A 14454-nucleotide genomic window follows, 5' to 3' on the forward strand; every position below is an offset into this window, starting at 1 on the left:
GAAGGAGGCTGAGACACGATGCCATCTGTACCGTCACCATTCAAGCCACGCAAGAAAAACACTTCGGACAATAATTCGCCGAGTTTTTCTGTGCCTGTCGAGCGCGCCATTGAGCACTGCCGAGTGTTCATCGACGGCGAGGCACTGCCCGGTGAGTTCACCCCGCACAGCGCGCTGCAAACCGTGGAAGAATACGGCCGCGGCTTCGTGTGGGTAGGCCTGCATGAGCCCTTAGAGTCCCAGATGACGAAGGTGGCGGCTGAGTTCCGCATCCACGAACTCATCGTTGAAGACACGGTCCAGGCCCACCAGCGCCCGAAATTAGAGCGCTACGATGACCAGCTTTTTGTGGTGGCACGGTCGGTGAACTACCGTGACCACGACGAAGTGGCCGACAAGCGCCAGATCATTTCCACGGGTGAAATCCAAATGATCATCGGGGATACGTTCATCATCACGGTGCGCCACTCTGCCAAGTTGCCCAACTTAGCCTACGTGATTCAGGATGAACAGGACCTAGTTGAGCAGGGCCCCATATCGCTCGCGTGGAAGATTCTGGACATGATGGTGGACCGCTATTCGGAGATCTGCCGCCTCATCGCCATCGAGGTCGACGAACTAGAAGAAGAAATCTTCACCCCGAATTCGCTGCCCAACATTGACCGTATCTACATGTTTAAGCGAGAGATTCTGGAGATGAAGCACGCGATCGTGCCGCTCTCGCCGGCTTTGCGGGCGATGGTCGCAGACCACAAGGATCTCATTCCGAAGACGATTCGCTCCTATCTGCGCGATGTCAACGATCACCAGCTCGTCGTTCAAGACCAGGTGGCGGGCTTTGACGAGCGCTTGACCTCGCTTATCGATGCCTCCGTCGCCAAAATCAACATGCAGCAAAACTCCGACATGCGCACGATCTCTGCGGTGGTTGGCATGTGGGCCGCTCCGACGCTCGTGGCGGGTATCTACGGTATGAACTTTGATGTCATGCCGGAGCTGCATTTTCCTTGGGGCTATTACGGGGCAATTGGCCTCATGGTCTTGGTCGTGGCCGGAATGTGGTGGTGGTTCCGGCGCAATAACTGGCTGTAGGGGCTACTGCACCACCATGGTGCGCAGTGTGGAAGCAGCGAGAAGTACATCGCCCTGGCTGATTTTTACTTCCCACAGCTGCGTGCGGCGGCCCTTGTACAGCGGCGTAGCGACGGCGCTGACGGTGCCTTCGGCTACCGGTTTAAGGAAGTCTGTGTTGTTGTTCACGCCGACAACCGGCTTGCCCGCGAGAATGAGGCTGCCGACAGATGCAGTGGACTCCGTAATCGTGCAGAAAAGCCCGCCATTCGCCACGCCCCACGGCTGGTGGTGGTCTGGAACGACGTCGACCTCGGAGCGAATCTCATCAGCCGAGATGTGTGTGAAGCGCAGTCCGATGAGCCCGGCAAGCCCCTGTGGGTGAGAGTTGATGAGGTCAAGTTCCTCGGCGTTGAGCGGCCGTGTTTGGGATACCGCGACAAACTTTTCAAAGATTTCAGAGTGTTTCATGCCACACCAGGTTAGTGGATATCGGTGACGTAGGATGGTGGACATGACTCAAACTGCTGAAAAGACAGATCTCGCTCAGATTGGCGTTGTGGGCCTCGCTGTAATGGGCTCCAACCTCGCGCGTAACTTTGCCCGAAACGGAAATACCGTCGCGGTCTACAACCGCAGTCCGGAAAAGACCCGCGCGCTCATCAGTGAGCACGGTGATGAAGGTACCTTCATCCCGTCCGAAACTGTCGAAGATTTCGTTGCCTCCCTCGAGCGCCCCCGCAAGGCAATCATCATGGTGCAGGCTGGCGCGGCTACCGACGCCGTCATCAATCAGCTCACCGAGGCGATGGATGAGGGCGACATTATTATTGATGGCGGCAACGCCTTATTCACGGACACCATTCGCCGTGAGAAGGAGGTGGCGGCTAAGGGCCGTCACTTTGTCGGCGCGGGAATTTCCGGTGGTGAAGAAGGCGCGCTCAATGGCCCGTCCATCATGCCTGGCGGCCCAGCAGAGTCTTGGGAGACCCTGGGCCCAATCCTTGAATCGATCGCAGCAGAAGTGGACGGAACGCCATGTGTGACCCACATTGGACCGGATGGCGCGGGTCACTTTGTCAAGATGGTGCACAACGGCATCGAATACGCCGACATGCAGGTTATCGGTGAGGCATACCAGCTGCTTCGTTATGGTGCAGGCATGGAACCAGCTGAAATCGCTGAGGTTTTCCGCGAGTGGAACGCCGGCGACCTGGACTCCTACCTCATTGAGATCACCGCCGAAGTGCTGGCACAAAAGGATCCGGAGACAGGTGCCCCGCTTGTCGACGTCATCGTGGACGCCGCCGGCCAGAAGGGCACCGGCCGTTGGACCGCCATTAATGGCCTCGAGCTGGGCGTGCCGATCACTGGCATTGCGGAATCGGTGTTCGCGCGTGCGCTCTCCTCTGCCACCGCTCAGCGTGCAGCTGCCCAGGAGGGCCAGCTGCCCTCCGGAACCATTACCGAGCTCAACGTAGATAAGGCCGAGTTCGTCGAAGACGTTCGCCGTGCACTGTATGCCGCAAAGCTCATTGCCTACTCTCAGGGCTTCGATGAGATCAAGGCTGGCTCCGAGGAGTTCGGCTGGAACGTGGACCCACGTGACTTGGCTACAATCTGGCGCGGTGGTTGCATCATTCGTGCGAAGTTCCTCGACCGCATCCGTGAGGCCTACGACAACAATGCCGACCTGCCTGCCTTGATTTTGGACCCGTATTTCAAGGGCGAGCTGGAGAACCTCATCGACCCGTGGCGCCGCGTCGTCGTTGCTGCAACGCAGCTGGGCCTGCCGGTTCCGGTCTTTACCTCTTCCCTCTCCTACTACGACAGCTTGCGAGCCGAGCGCCTCCCTGCTGCTCTAATCCAGGGCCAGCGCGATTTCTTCGGCGCCCACACCTTCAAGCGTGTGGACCGGGACGGCACATTCCACATCGAATGGTCAGGTGACCGCTCCCTGACCGAAATGTAGCCGCCAAGCCCCTCCCCCGAGGGGCTTTTCTTATATCTGTTCCGCCGAACGTATTCTCCCTTCTCCGGCTGCGCCCCTCACCGTTCCTGCGGAGCGCTCCTAGGCGCCACACGCCGCCGTTCCAGCCATGGCTCACATCCTCTCGCCCGCAGCCACCGTTCACCCAGCCTCCCCCTGTCCGCAGCCACCGTTCACCCAGCCAATCCCGTCCCCTACCCTTTGTCAGCATTAGCCACGCCTGTGGCCAACCTTCCTCCCGTTACCCGTGACGCACCCCTCTATCCAGGAATTTTCTTCCTCCGGTTGCGGGGTTGCTGGTGCTGTTTTAGTCTCTGTGCTCATGGGGGATATCGAAACCTACCTCCGCCTTCGCAACTCGGGGATTGCGCTGGTGGAACATGCACCTGGCACACCCGATGAGCTCCGCGTGCTCGGCGCGGATGCCTCTGATGCCACCGAGCTTGCCGGCCTACACCAGGTTTACTTCGGTCCCACCCGCTTTAGCGGCAAACAACGCAAAGCCCGCCACGCAGCACTCGCCCAGAAACACAGCCTGGGCACCCTCACACTGATTGAAACCTACACCTCCAAGGTGAAAAAGACCCTGGATGCCTGGAACCTCCGCGCAAAACTCGCCGCAACACCCGCACACCGCATCCCCACTGTGGCCGCCGCACGGCTTAAAGAACTGCGTGCTAAAAGAACCGCCAAACCAGGCGTACGCATCACCTACCGGGAACAAGGCCCCAACACGCTCTCCATTACTGACGATGCCACCACGATTGCCAACATGCGCGCCGTCTTAGAATCCACCAACACCACCGACCTACTTAAAGCCGCCAATGACATCTTCTTCAAAGAAAGCACTGGATCCACACCCGCGGTGCGTACCCAAGTCATCGTCACATTAAATGAGTTGGACCAAATCATTAACGGCGAGGGGGACGAAATCCAGCTCAACCTGACTAACGGCGCGCGCATGACAGGCGCAGAGTTTCTCACCCACACGTTTGCCGAAATAGGCTACGCCACCATCGTCCACCCTCTTGACGGCCCCATCAACACCTGGCGCCTAGAACGTGGAGCAAACCTCAACCAACGCCTTAGCCTGCACGCAGAATTCCACACCTGCTCAAGACCAGGCTGCAACAAGCCAGCCGATTACTGCCAAGTCCACCACCTCATCCCCTGGCAAGCAGGTGGCTTTACCAACATCAAGAACCTGACCTTCCTGTGTGCCTACCACAACGGTATTAACGACGATGACCCACACAGGCCTACCGGGCGCGGCTACATGTACCGACTCAACACCGGAGTCAGCTTCATCCCACCCTGGGGTGCACCGATAACCGCAATGCCGGAATACCAAGAAGCACTAGCCAGACTCAACACCGAAAAAGCAGGACAGCCACCAGAGGAACCACCCGACAGCAGCTAACACCCCCAGCCACCACACACAACAACGACTGAAAGGAAACGGCTTACCACCAGCGGCAACACCGCTACCCGCCAACCGAGGGAAGGTTCGCGGGCACACCGGCGATCCTTCAGACAACACCACCCACAAACCACAACAAGGCACGCGGGGGTCCCTGACCACGGCTAATGCGCCACAACATGCAGCGGGGTGTACCGGGACTCTTAAGCCCTTAAAGGAGAAACCCGCCACCCAGATGCAACGGCAGTGACAGTAAGGCCGGGTTTAAGCCCTTAAAGAACGAGACCCGCCAACCGAAAGATTAACGGGATACCCGTGGTGTGTGACAACAAGTCGACCGTGCGATGACCCACCGCAGCGAAACACCTTCAAGCCAGTTCTCGAAAGCAATCGACCTGAAGCAGGAGCGGCCGAGAACTTTACTGCCCGCTATCCCGGCTATCCACACCGCCTGCGGATGACAAATGCGCGCTCGCGGGCTGTGCAGCCGGCGGGTGGCTGGGAGGTGCGGCGCTAAAAGCTAGGCATCCACCGGCGGGCCTCCCGGAGTCAGCTCAAGGATGCCCGCACCCACAAGATAGGTTGCTAGATCATTCAAATCAGCTTCCTCCCCGTTGTCGTCATAACCATCCATGACGTACTCAATGACCGCGTCGCCATCCTCGAGAACTTCCGCAATCACGTACTCCTCTGCCTCCCCAAAGGCGGCAATCTGCGAGCCACGGGCCGAAGTAAAGTCCTCAACGGAATCGCTTAGCCCAACGCTTTCTGTATCGCGAATCGCATCCGCGTTCTCTGTGTACTGAGCCACGAACTCCCTGTCCGGGCCATAAATACAAGAGATCGTCGGAACCCACTGCACGTCCAAGCCCAGATAGTCCGACTGCCCAAAGAAAGACGTGTCCTCATAGCACTCGTCCGAAAGCCCAATAAGCGGTTCGGGCACCGGAGCAGATACCTCGGAGGCTCGGATACTGTCGACATCATCAGCGTCGTATGTACTATTCCAATACGCGTCATCAGAAGCCGCGACGTCTCGTGGTGCTTCGTCGAAGTCGGCTGCGACATCCTTGAAGAAGGAAACCGCAGCAAAGATTGCGACGGCTGCGATAATAGCGAGTACAAGGATTACTGCCAGTACAATCCACAGCACCTTCTTCGAGCTCGACTTCTTTTCCGGCGGCTGCGGCATTGCCGGTCCGCTGGCGTTAGTCCCTTGATTCTGATTGTTAAATCCAGGTGCTGCTTGGTTGTGCGCTGGGTGGCCTTGCTGTGGGTTCTGTCCAAATCCACCGGGCGGTTGTTGCGGGTTAGCGAAAGGGTTCGTCATGCCGATCAATCTAACAGAGAACCACGTCACAATATTGTGAAAAATGCAGGATGTGAGGCCCGTTCCCCGTCATAGCTTTTCGATCTGACGGTGCAGCGCATTAGACTGCCATCCGATGAGTACTTTCGCCGATCTCGGCCTCCCCCGCGATGTTGTCCGTGTTCTAGATAAGCAGGGCATCACGACCCCCTTCCCTATCCAAGAAGCCGCGATCCCCGACACCCTCTCCGGCAAGGACGTCCTCGGCCGCGGCCCCACCGGTTCGGGGAAAACCTTTACGTTCGGTCTTCCTATGTTGTCCCGGCTGGCAAAATCTGGTGTTTCCCGCCCCGCGCACCCACGTGGGCTCGTTCTGGCACCAACACGCGAGTTGGCAACCCAGATCCAGCAGCGCCTGGAAGAACCAGCAGCTGCCCTCGGCCTGCGTGTGCTTGCGGTAGTCGGAGGCGTCAACATCAACAACCACATTCGCTCACTCGCGCGCCCGGTCGACCTGCTCGTTGCTACACCGGGGCGAGCACAGGATCTGATCGACCAGGGCAAGCTTTTCTTCGACCACGTCGCCATCACTGCCCTCGACGAGGCCGACCAGATGGCGGACATGGGATTTCTTCCCCAAGTGCGCAAACTACTTAAGCTCACCCCACCAGACGGCCAACGCCTACTCTTCTCCGCCACCCTCGACGGTGAAGTCAACAAGCTGGTCGAGCAGTTCATGCACGAGCCCGTAACTCACTCCACCGCGCCTGTCGAGGCCGCCGTGGACACGATGGAACACCACCTGATATACATCGGCACGCGTGAGGCGCGCAACGACGTCGTCCTGCGCCTAGGTGCACGCAAAGGCAAGACCATCATGTTCATGCGCACTAAGCACGGCGTCGACAGGCAGGCCAAAAAACTCCGCAGAGTCGGTATCAATGCGCTGCCCCTCCACGGCGATAAGGGCCAGGGCTCACGGACAAAGGCTATAGAGGGCTTCGCCGACGGCAGCGTTCCTGTGCTCGTCGCCACCGACATCGCCGCGCGGGGAATCGACATCGCGGACGTTTCCCTCGTCGTCCACGTTGACCCGCCCGCGGAACACAAGGCCTACCTGCACCGTTCCGGCCGCACGGCGCGCGGTGGAGATTCAGGCACCGTTGTCACGCTCGTCACTGATGAACAGCGCGACGAGGTGGCTAAACTCATCGCGAAAGCGGGGGTCAAACACACCGACCTCGACATCAGCGACCGCGCCAACCCTGCCAGCAGTCCTGAGCTTGCCCAGATGACCGGTGCACGCAAGCCAAAGGGCGAACCGCTCGGCCCACCACACCAGCAACCATCTAAGAAGCAGACATCGCGTCAGCGGGCGGGCATCCAAGGCCAGCGCCACCGTAACTCGCGCCGCCGACGGGGAAACGCAGGTCAACGATGATTCTGCAGACCACAGACTGGCAAGCTCGAATGCGCAAGCATGAGGAATCAGCAGATGAGTTCCTCAAGTGCTTTCGGCACCCTGGTTCCTACCACCCTGTCTACGACTTTCTCTTCGAGTACTACCCTGTTCGCCCTTCGCATCTGCGGCGTTGGCACCCGGGGGTAGGCATCACCCTGGCAGGGGATGCTCCACACAGCGACTGGCGCTACTACCACCGCACTGCTGAGGGAATTGCGGTAGACACCGAGGCCTTCCTCGAGCGCCGCGGCGGTACCGTGCGCTATATCCTGGATTTGCTGGAAAAGACCACACGCAACCCCACCCAATTTGATTGTTTTGGGCTGCATGAATGGGCCATGGTCTACCGCACCGATTCTCCACGCCATGACCTGCCGTTGCGGTTAGGGGCGGAGGGGACGAATGAGGTCGTCGACAAGCACCGCATCAAGTGCACCCATTACGATGCCTTCCGTTTCTTTACGGAGCCCGCGCGTCCGCTCAATCTCACGGTGCTGAGCCGCGAAGACCAGCCGGAAAACGACCAAGCAGGGTGCGTCCATGTGAGCATGGATCTCTATAAGTGGGCGTGGAAATTGGGGCCTCTGGTGCCGGGTGAGTTGTTTCTTGACACCTTCCGTCTGGCCGTCGCCGCACGCACGCTCGATATGGAGGCCTCTCCCTACGATTGTCGCGAATGGGGTTTTGGTGTCGTTCCTATCGAAACGCCCGAGGGAAAGTCGGAGTACGTGCGACGCCAACGCGCGCTTGCCGACGCCTCCGAGCCACTCCGCGCGCGGCTTGTCTCCCTAATTAGAGCAGCGCTGAGCGCTACAATGAGAGACCATTGATGTGACCCGTCGGGACGCAGTGCGCGGCCCCGAGACCTCAGCGCGGAAGGAAAGAGATGGCCCGGCACTCGGATGGAAAAAATAACTACGCATTTGCACCGTGGGTCATCATCGTGGCCGTCCTGGCGGTGTTGGCGCTGGCCATCGGCGGTTTCTTTCTTTTCCGAGAGGGAGATTCCTCAAAATCTGAAACAGAGGCTGCGGACACAACCGCTGCGACTTCCACTGAGGAAGCCCCCACCAGCACTGCGGCCAAGACTCCGGAATCCGCCACGTCTTCGGAATCAGAGCAGCCTTCTTCGGCCGCGCCCAGCTCGGAAGACAAGGCCCCTGAAGATGTCGCGCCAAATACGCTGTTCCTGCTCGATACATCCGACAGCCTTGCGCCGTACTTCGATGCTGTCACTCAGGGCGTGGCGGAGGCGGCAACGGCGGTCGGCGCGAAGGGAAGCCAAGTGGCTCTCTGGAACTATTCCTCCCCCATTTCCGCAACAGCCATCGTGGGCTTCCGTCAAAATGTTGCTTACGGCGACGCCGAGAACGTCGCCTTTGCCGTGGGGCAGTTCGGCACCGGCGGTGTACCACAAACACGCAGCGCCGTCGTTGCGGCACTCGATAACGCCACGGATCAAACAGCTGGTAGTGGCGAAAACACTCGCGTCGTGCTGATTACCACTGGGACCCAACAGGATATGGATGACGCAAGCTTTGCGGAGGCAGCCAAGAACGCTCGCGGTGAAGGCGTTAGTTTGAGTGTGGTCCATATCGGTGATGGCGAAAAGGACACAGAGTTGGAAAAACTCGCAGACGATTATTCCACTGTCTCGAATCCTTCCAATGCACAAGAAAGCATCGCGAGCGCCGCTGGGGCGTAATAATTTGGGTACGCACCTGGAGGATGCGCGGCCTGCTTGAAGCGACGGTGTGCGGGCACGTAAAACCGTCATGTGGGTGCAGGGCTGCAGAGAAGAAAAGCCGCCGCATCCTCAACAGCACTGACGTGAGCTGCAGTGCGCAGGAGGAGGAGCGGCGGCGGCTTCCTGTGGTAGGCGTTTTAGGAGGTCTTGCGCTTGCGGCGAGCGGCTAGCTCGTCGAGGCCAATGACAACGTCGATGTCTTCTTCCTCTACAACACGCTCGGCTGGGAAGGAAGTAATGGTACCAGAGAGTTCCTTGAGAATACCCGGCACAGCGATGCCGAACACGCCTTGGCCGCCGGCCAGCAGGTCGATAACTTCGTCGTTAGACCGGCACTCGTAGACCGTGGTGCCGTCCGACACCAAGGTGAGCTCAGCAAGATCGTTGACACCACGGTCGCGCAAAGACTCCACGGCGAGGCGGATGTTCTGGAGGGAGATTCCGGTATCCAGAAGGCGCTTGACAATCTTCAGGACCAGCACGTCTTTAAAGGAGTACAAGCGCTGGGAACCGGAACCGCGGGCAGTACGGATCGAGGGCTTAACCAAGTCGGTGCGCGCCCAGTAGTCCAGCTGGCGATAGGTGATTCCAGCTACCTGACACGCGATGGGAACGCGGTAGCCCAGCTCCTCATCAGGCCCTACATCGAAGAGAGATTCCTGAACGTAGGTGTTGGCGGCAATCTCGTCGAGCGGCAGGGCGCTGGACTCAGTACGATTATTCTTACTGCTCACGTAATTACTCCAGTGATACTTGAGGGGAGTTCTATTTTTCTATTAAAGGACACGTCAGCGACGGCGTCAAGGGTCGTCCTCGGTGAACCTCTAGTAGAACTTTAGACTTTTTGATTCACTTTGTCATCATTAGTCACACGCGTGTCATTAAAAAATTTCAGTGTCAGCACGAGAAAAGCGGCGCCCGTAAGGGCGCCGCTCTGTCCATCAAAGGTCGGTTTAGAACATAAGTCCGCTATTGAACCACGCGGAACCTAGGCTCCTCACAGTGAAGGAGTTAGTCCTCCCCTTCCTCTCCTCCGAGCAAGTCCTCCTCCGATATGCCAGAATCACGCATCATCTGCTCGAAGCCATCATCTTCCTGCGTTTTCTGCTGAGCAGCTCGCTCTTGAAAGTCGCGCATGCGCTTCTCTGGAAAGGTTTCCGGGGATTCCGCCTCGCGCTCTAGGTCGTAATACTCTTTAAGGTCCTCGTCGCTAATGTAGATGGCCACCTCGTCGAGCACATCCTTTTCAAAATGGATGGGTAGCCCATAGTGGTCTGCCAGGACGAGTGCATCGGACAGACGGGCATCATGCTCTTCGCCGGTTCCGTCCACAAGATCAACCATGAAAACGCCTTTGCGGTACTCGGAGACGCAGATGTGCTCGATGCCATCGAGCTGGTCCGCGAAGGCGATGAGCAGCTCGTAGGTACTTGGCCGCGCGTTGAAATGGCGCTCGAGGACTTGCAGCACGCGCGCCCCATCAATCGGTGAGACCCACACTGGCACGTGCCGGTCCGCCTCTTCCCAGTAGAAAAGAGCGCACAGATTGTTTTCGGGTCCGACGGGATGGATTCCTAAAAATTTCAGTACTTCAGTAGTCATGGGACCCACTTTTACACACTTTTCTTGCACATGGTTCTCGGGCCAGCTAGGCAGCGTAAAGATACTCGGAGTGGCACGAGAAGGCGACACGAAGCCTGGGTTAGGCCACATTCCATCGCGAGCCAGGCATCAGGTTTTAAGGCCGGAATTCGTCGCGAAGCTCGGTCTTGACCAACGTCCCGTGGAGCGATAAAACCAGGGCCGCCATCTGCTGTGACAGTTCCTCCGCCTGTTGCGGGGCGGTATCAGACTTCGAATGCGCGACCGGCGTTGCCACCTGCGAAATCATGTCCGCCTGGCGTCGGGCAGCATTGCGCAGCGATTTCAACTGCCGAGCCTCGAGCCCAAAGGACTCCAGCGCCACGGCCGCGGAGACAATGGACACGTCATCCGTGTCGAAGAAGCCCGCCGGATCCGGCTTGATCAGGCCCACCGAGACCAGTTTCGCGATGTTTTCCTGCGTTGTTCCGGCTTGGTCGGCCACGTCGGCGTCGGTAAGCCGGGTAACTACCGGCGCACGTAGCTGCTCAGCGCTGATAAGGGCCTCAGCCTGGGAGGAGACAATAGCGGTCACCTGCCCCGAGTCCATCGCATCCAGTTGTTCCCGAATGACCTTGAGCGGCGTGTAGTGATCACGCTGCGCAGTCAGAATGTAGCGCAGGCGGTCCAAGTCTTTTTGGTAATAGCGACGGTAGCCCTTTGCGGTGCGCTCCGGAGTAATCAGCCCCTCAGACTCCAAGAAGCGAATCTTCGACACCGTCACGTCCGGAAATTGCTTCTGAACGTGCTTCAGCGTTACGCCAATAGACATGGGCTTCTGCTTAGCAGGCTTGGTCTTCTTGGCCACGGAAGACGCTGCTGCGGCAGCGGCGGTGGACTTCTGCGCACTCACGATAGGACTACTACTGCTTTCTACACGGTTTCACTTGGACACAGCGGGAACGTGGGCAGGGTGCGAAATAAACCTACTCCCCTCGCACCCGTTAGTTCCTGCTAACTAGAACTGCTTTATTGAGGGGCAATAAAAACCAGGCGGAACTTACCGATCTGGATTTCATCGCCTACTTCCAGCACCTGCGCATTGCGCGGCTCACGGTTGACGTAAGTGCCGTTGAGCGATCCGACATCGACAACCTCAAATTGGCCGTCTTTGGAGCGGAACTCGGCATGGCGGCGGGACACCGTGACATCATCAAGGAAGATGTCTGCTTCTGGGTGGCGTCCGGCGGTAGTGGTCGGCTGATCCAGCAGGAAGCGTGCGCCAGCGTTGGGACCGCGCTTTACGACGAGCAGCGCCTGGCCCTCTGCCAGGTTCTCAGCGCCGGCAACGGAGGCGTCAGAACCCGCCGCGGTGCCGTTTTCCATCTCCTTGAGAAGATCAGCGCGGAAGACAGAAGTAGTCTCTGCCTGCGGTTCCGGCGTTCCGGTATTCTCGCTCATTTTTACCTCCGAAGGGTCGGATCGATGTTGACTCATTCCATATTAGCGACTCCGCTGTCCGCGCGAGTCACCTCTGGCGCATTTACATTAGCGGAAAATGTTTCCTATGCCCTTGAGCACGGAATTTCCGCCCCCAGATAGTGGGTTATCAGAGACCATATAAGTCCACGTGGCGCTCGGTCGAGACAGCCCATGATCCTCGAGGTGGGCACCCTCAGAATCAATAAGCACAGTCTTAAAAGTATCAAGAGCATCATCAACTGCCCGCTGCGCCAAGTCCTTAAATTCACGCACCGCGATGCGGTGGTATTCGTCGATGGGCGTCTCGCGGGCGATGGCGCGCAAGTGGATGGATTCACGAACGTCATCCATCAGCTCTAGGTGGTCGGCCCACGCCAAATCTAGGTGGTACAGCATAATCTCGCGGGCAGCCCGCTCACGAGCTTCCGCGGGGACGTCGCCAAGCTCGGCTGCGCGTTCGGGCGCCCGTTCAGCCAACTCCTGCCAGGCTTGATCAGTGTCGAGCAACTTGGCACGGCGCTCATCGATAATGATGCGTTGGTCCGCGAGTAGCTGGTTGTACTTCCAGGTTTGCGCGTGAATCTCCAGCAGTTGCCCTTCCGTCACGCGTTGGCAGTGTGCAATGAAGTCCCGGACGCGCTTGGAATCGATGAGCCCATCGGCATCGGGGCGCGCGGACAAGGATTCATCTTCCCCGCCCTGTTTGACCACGTCATCCTCCAAGGAAACGAAAAAGAGCGACATGCCCGGATCTCCTTGGCGGCCTGCACGCCCGCGCAACTGGTTATCCAAACGGGAGGAGCGGTGCCGCGAGGTGCCGAGCACTGCCAAACCGCCCTTTTCAACAACGGCTTCACGGTCAGACTCATCCGCGCCGCCCAGCTTGATATCGGTGCCGCGGCCCGCCATCTGGGTAGACACAGTCACTCGCCCCACGTCGCCTGCTTCCGCAACGATGCGCGCCTCGTCCTCATCATTTTTTGCGTTGAGGACGTTGACCGTAATCCCCTGTTCACGTAGGGCTTCGGCGAGGTCTTCTGATTCAGCAACATCGTGGGTACCCACGAGTACCGGCTGGCCAGTGCTATTGATTGCCACGATTTCATTGACGATGGCACGGGATTTTTCATCCACGGAGGCATAAATGCGGTCAGGTTCGTCGAAGCGCTGCAGTTCCTTGTTACGGTCGATGACCGAGACGTGCAGGTCATAGAACTGACGCAGTTGGTCTGTTGCCTCCACTGCGGTTCCGGTCATGCCGCACACTAGCGGATAGCGCCGCATGAGCTCCTGGAGCGTAATGGTGTCGAGGATGCGCCCTCCTTCTGACACCTCTAGGCCTTCCTTGGCCTCCACCGCGGCCTGGAGGCCATCCGGCCAGCGCTGCAGTTCCGCTACGCGGCCGCGGGAGGCGTCGATAAGCTGCAATTTTCCGTCCGTGATGATGTAGTGAATATCGCGGATAAGCAGTGCCTTAGCGTGCAGCGCTAAGTTAACTTTGACCAGCACGGAGCCGATGTTCTCCTCCGAGTAGAGCGAGTCGAGTCCCAATTCGTGCTCCACACGTGCCGCGCCCTCCTCGGTGAGCGCTACCGTGCGCCCATCCTCCGCAATAACGTAGTCCTGCTCCTCTCGCAGCCGGGAAACCACGTTGGTGATGTGGCCCGTAGATTCCTCACCGGGGCGATTTCCGGCGAGGACGAGGGGGACGAGGGCTTCGTCGACAAGCACAGAATCCGCTTCATCCACCAACGCCACATCCGCGCGCGCTTGCACCGTTTGCTCGCGGGACGTGATCTGGTTATCCCGTAGCACATCGAAACCGAGCTCATTGACTGGTGCATAGATGATGTCGGATAAGTAAGCCGCGCGGCGTTCTTCCGGGCCGAGCTTCTCCGTTACCGGGGCCACCGTGAGTCCAAAGAACTCCACGAGCGGGCGCATCCATTCAGCGTCGCGCGCTGCTAGATAATTGTTCACTGTCACCAGGTGCACGCGCTTGCCGGTCAGCGCAAAACCCGTCGCGGCCATGGCTCCCACCAGCGTCTTTCCCTCACCAGTGGCCATCTGGATAACGTCGCCTTCAAGAAGACGCAGCACAGCTTGGGACTGGACAGTAAAGGGACGCATGCCAAGCTTGCGTTCGCTGGCCACGGCTAGGGCTGCGAGGAAGCGGGATTTATCCGCGATCTTGCCGTCCTTCACGCACTCCCGTGCGGTGGCGGCAACCTCTGCATCCGACAGGTTCGCGATATCCTCTACCGCGGAATCTGCGGCCGTCACAACGGCTTTCGACTTCTTGTTGTTGCGTTCGGACTGCGCGCCCATTGCCTTCCAGAACCAATCGAATGCGCCCATGAGCACTCCTCCATCCTTGTGCGTCATACAGGTC

At 58.7% G+C, this 14454-nt stretch carries 13 protein-coding genes; 6 read left to right on the forward strand and 7 right to left on the reverse strand.

What is annotated here, in order from left to right; all coding sequences use genetic code 11:
* Positions 1–18 precede the first annotated feature (18 nt).
* Positions 19–1092 (forward strand): magnesium/cobalt transporter CorA, encoded by a 1074-nt coding sequence (gene corA, locus CAURIM_RS06760; RefSeq protein ID WP_070643624.1) that lies wholly within the window; start codon positions 19–21, stop codon positions 1090–1092.
* A 3-nt stretch (positions 1093–1095) separates the two neighbouring features.
* Here corA and CAURIM_RS06765 read toward each other — a convergent pair whose 3' ends face one another.
* On the reverse strand, positions 1096–1542 hold the full coding sequence (locus CAURIM_RS06765; RefSeq protein ID WP_070446653.1) for a PaaI family thioesterase: 447 nt from the start codon (positions 1540–1542) through the stop codon (positions 1096–1098).
* A gap of 43 nt (positions 1543–1585) precedes the next feature.
* Between CAURIM_RS06765 and gnd the strand changes: the two genes are divergently transcribed.
* Together gnd and CAURIM_RS06775 are read left to right on the forward strand one after the other, a co-directional pair.
* Positions 1586–3043: an NADP-dependent phosphogluconate dehydrogenase gene (gnd, locus tag CAURIM_RS06770; RefSeq protein WP_201828182.1), complete on the forward strand. Its 1458-nt coding sequence runs from the start codon at positions 1586–1588 to the stop codon at positions 3041–3043.
* Positions 3044–3383: 340 nt separating this feature from the next.
* The gene (locus CAURIM_RS06775; RefSeq protein WP_201828181.1) at positions 3384–4481 is read left to right on the forward strand and encodes an HNH endonuclease signature motif containing protein; all 1098 of its coding nucleotides are present in this window, start codon (positions 3384–3386) and stop codon (positions 4479–4481) included.
* 520 nt (positions 4482–5001) lie between these two features.
* Here the strand turns inward: CAURIM_RS06775 and CAURIM_RS06780 are convergent.
* A complete protein-coding gene (locus CAURIM_RS06780) occupies positions 5002–5811 on the reverse strand; it encodes a hypothetical protein (protein WP_236659271.1) in 810 nt (269 codons plus the stop codon).
* A 115-nt stretch (positions 5812–5926) separates the two neighbouring features.
* On the opposite strand from CAURIM_RS06780, the gene CAURIM_RS06785 reads away from it, so the two are divergent.
* The 3 genes from CAURIM_RS06785 to CAURIM_RS06795 are packed head-to-tail and all read left to right on the forward strand — an operon-like array spanning position 5927 to position 8957.
* A complete protein-coding gene (locus CAURIM_RS06785; protein WP_201828179.1) occupies positions 5927–7231 on the forward strand; it encodes a DEAD/DEAH box helicase in 1305 nt (434 codons plus the stop codon).
* Entirely contained in the window at positions 7228–8082 is an 855-nt protein-coding gene (locus CAURIM_RS06790; RefSeq protein WP_201828177.1) for a 3-methyladenine DNA glycosylase, read from the forward strand. Before CAURIM_RS06785 ends, CAURIM_RS06790 begins: the two co-directional genes overlap by 4 nt.
* Before the next feature lie 56 nt (positions 8083–8138).
* On the forward strand, positions 8139–8957 hold the full coding sequence (locus CAURIM_RS06795) for a vWA domain-containing protein (RefSeq protein WP_070445153.1): 819 nt from the start codon (positions 8139–8141) through the stop codon (positions 8955–8957).
* Between the two features lie 179 nt (positions 8958–9136).
* Here CAURIM_RS06795 and CAURIM_RS06800 read toward each other — a convergent pair whose 3' ends face one another.
* The 5 genes from CAURIM_RS06800 to secA2 form a co-directional block, all read right to left on the reverse strand.
* A complete protein-coding gene (locus tag CAURIM_RS06800) occupies positions 9137–9697 on the reverse strand; it encodes a MerR family transcriptional regulator (protein ID WP_168160900.1) in 561 nt (186 codons plus the stop codon).
* 313 nt (positions 9698–10010) lie between these two features.
* Entirely contained in the window at positions 10011–10601 is a 591-nt protein-coding gene (locus tag CAURIM_RS06805; RefSeq protein ID WP_070445145.1) for a bifunctional nuclease domain-containing protein, read from the reverse strand.
* 136 nt (positions 10602–10737) lie between these two features.
* Complete coding sequence (ftsR, locus tag CAURIM_RS06810; RefSeq protein ID WP_010186535.1) at positions 10738–11493, reverse strand: transcriptional regulator FtsR; 756 nt, start codon at positions 11491–11493, stop codon at positions 10738–10740.
* Positions 11494–11609: 116 nt separating this feature from the next.
* Positions 11610–12041 carry an oxoglutarate dehydrogenase inhibitor Odhl gene (gene odhI, locus CAURIM_RS06815; protein WP_070445142.1) on the reverse strand — a complete coding sequence of 144 codons (432 nt, stop codon included), beginning with the start codon at positions 12039–12041 and terminating at the stop codon, positions 11610–11612.
* Positions 12042–12128: 87 nt separating this feature from the next.
* The gene (secA2, locus tag CAURIM_RS06820; RefSeq protein WP_201829571.1) at positions 12129–14420 is read right to left on the reverse strand and encodes an accessory Sec system translocase SecA2; all 2292 of its coding nucleotides are present in this window, start codon (positions 14418–14420) and stop codon (positions 12129–12131) included.
* Between the last annotated feature and the right edge of the window lie 34 nt (positions 14421–14454).

It is taken from the genome of Corynebacterium aurimucosum, from assembly GCF_030408555.1.
Lineage (GTDB): Bacteria > Actinomycetota > Actinomycetes > Mycobacteriales > Mycobacteriaceae > Corynebacterium > Corynebacterium aurimucosum.

Coding starts and splice junctions, on each gene's coding strand:
- corA (WP_070643624.1), top strand. CDS start 19: ATGCCATCTGTACCGTCACCATTCAAGCCACGCAAGAAAAACACTTCG.
- CAURIM_RS06765 (WP_070446653.1), bottom strand. CDS start 1,542: ATGAAACACTCTGAAATCTTTGAAAAGTTTGTCGCGGTATCCCAAACA.
- gnd (WP_201828182.1), top strand. CDS start 1,586: ATGACTCAAACTGCTGAAAAGACAGATCTCGCTCAGATTGGCGTTGTG.
- CAURIM_RS06775 (WP_201828181.1), top strand. CDS start 3,384: ATGGGGGATATCGAAACCTACCTCCGCCTTCGCAACTCGGGGATTGCG.
- CAURIM_RS06780 (WP_236659271.1), bottom strand. CDS start 5,811: ATGACGAACCCTTTCGCTAACCCGCAACAACCGCCCGGTGGATTTGGA.
- CAURIM_RS06785 (WP_201828179.1), top strand. CDS start 5,927: ATGAGTACTTTCGCCGATCTCGGCCTCCCCCGCGATGTTGTCCGTGTT.
- CAURIM_RS06790 (WP_201828177.1), top strand. CDS start 7,228: ATGATTCTGCAGACCACAGACTGGCAAGCTCGAATGCGCAAGCATGAG.
- CAURIM_RS06795 (WP_070445153.1), top strand. CDS start 8,139: ATGGCCCGGCACTCGGATGGAAAAAATAACTACGCATTTGCACCGTGG.
- CAURIM_RS06805 (WP_070445145.1), bottom strand. CDS start 10,601: ATGACTACTGAAGTACTGAAATTTTTAGGAATCCATCCCGTCGGACCC.
- odhI (WP_070445142.1), bottom strand. CDS start 12,041: ATGAGCGAGAATACCGGAACGCCGGAACCGCAGGCAGAGACTACTTCT.
- secA2 (WP_201829571.1), bottom strand. CDS start 14,420: ATGGGCGCATTCGATTGGTTCTGGAAGGCAATGGGCGCGCAGTCCGAA.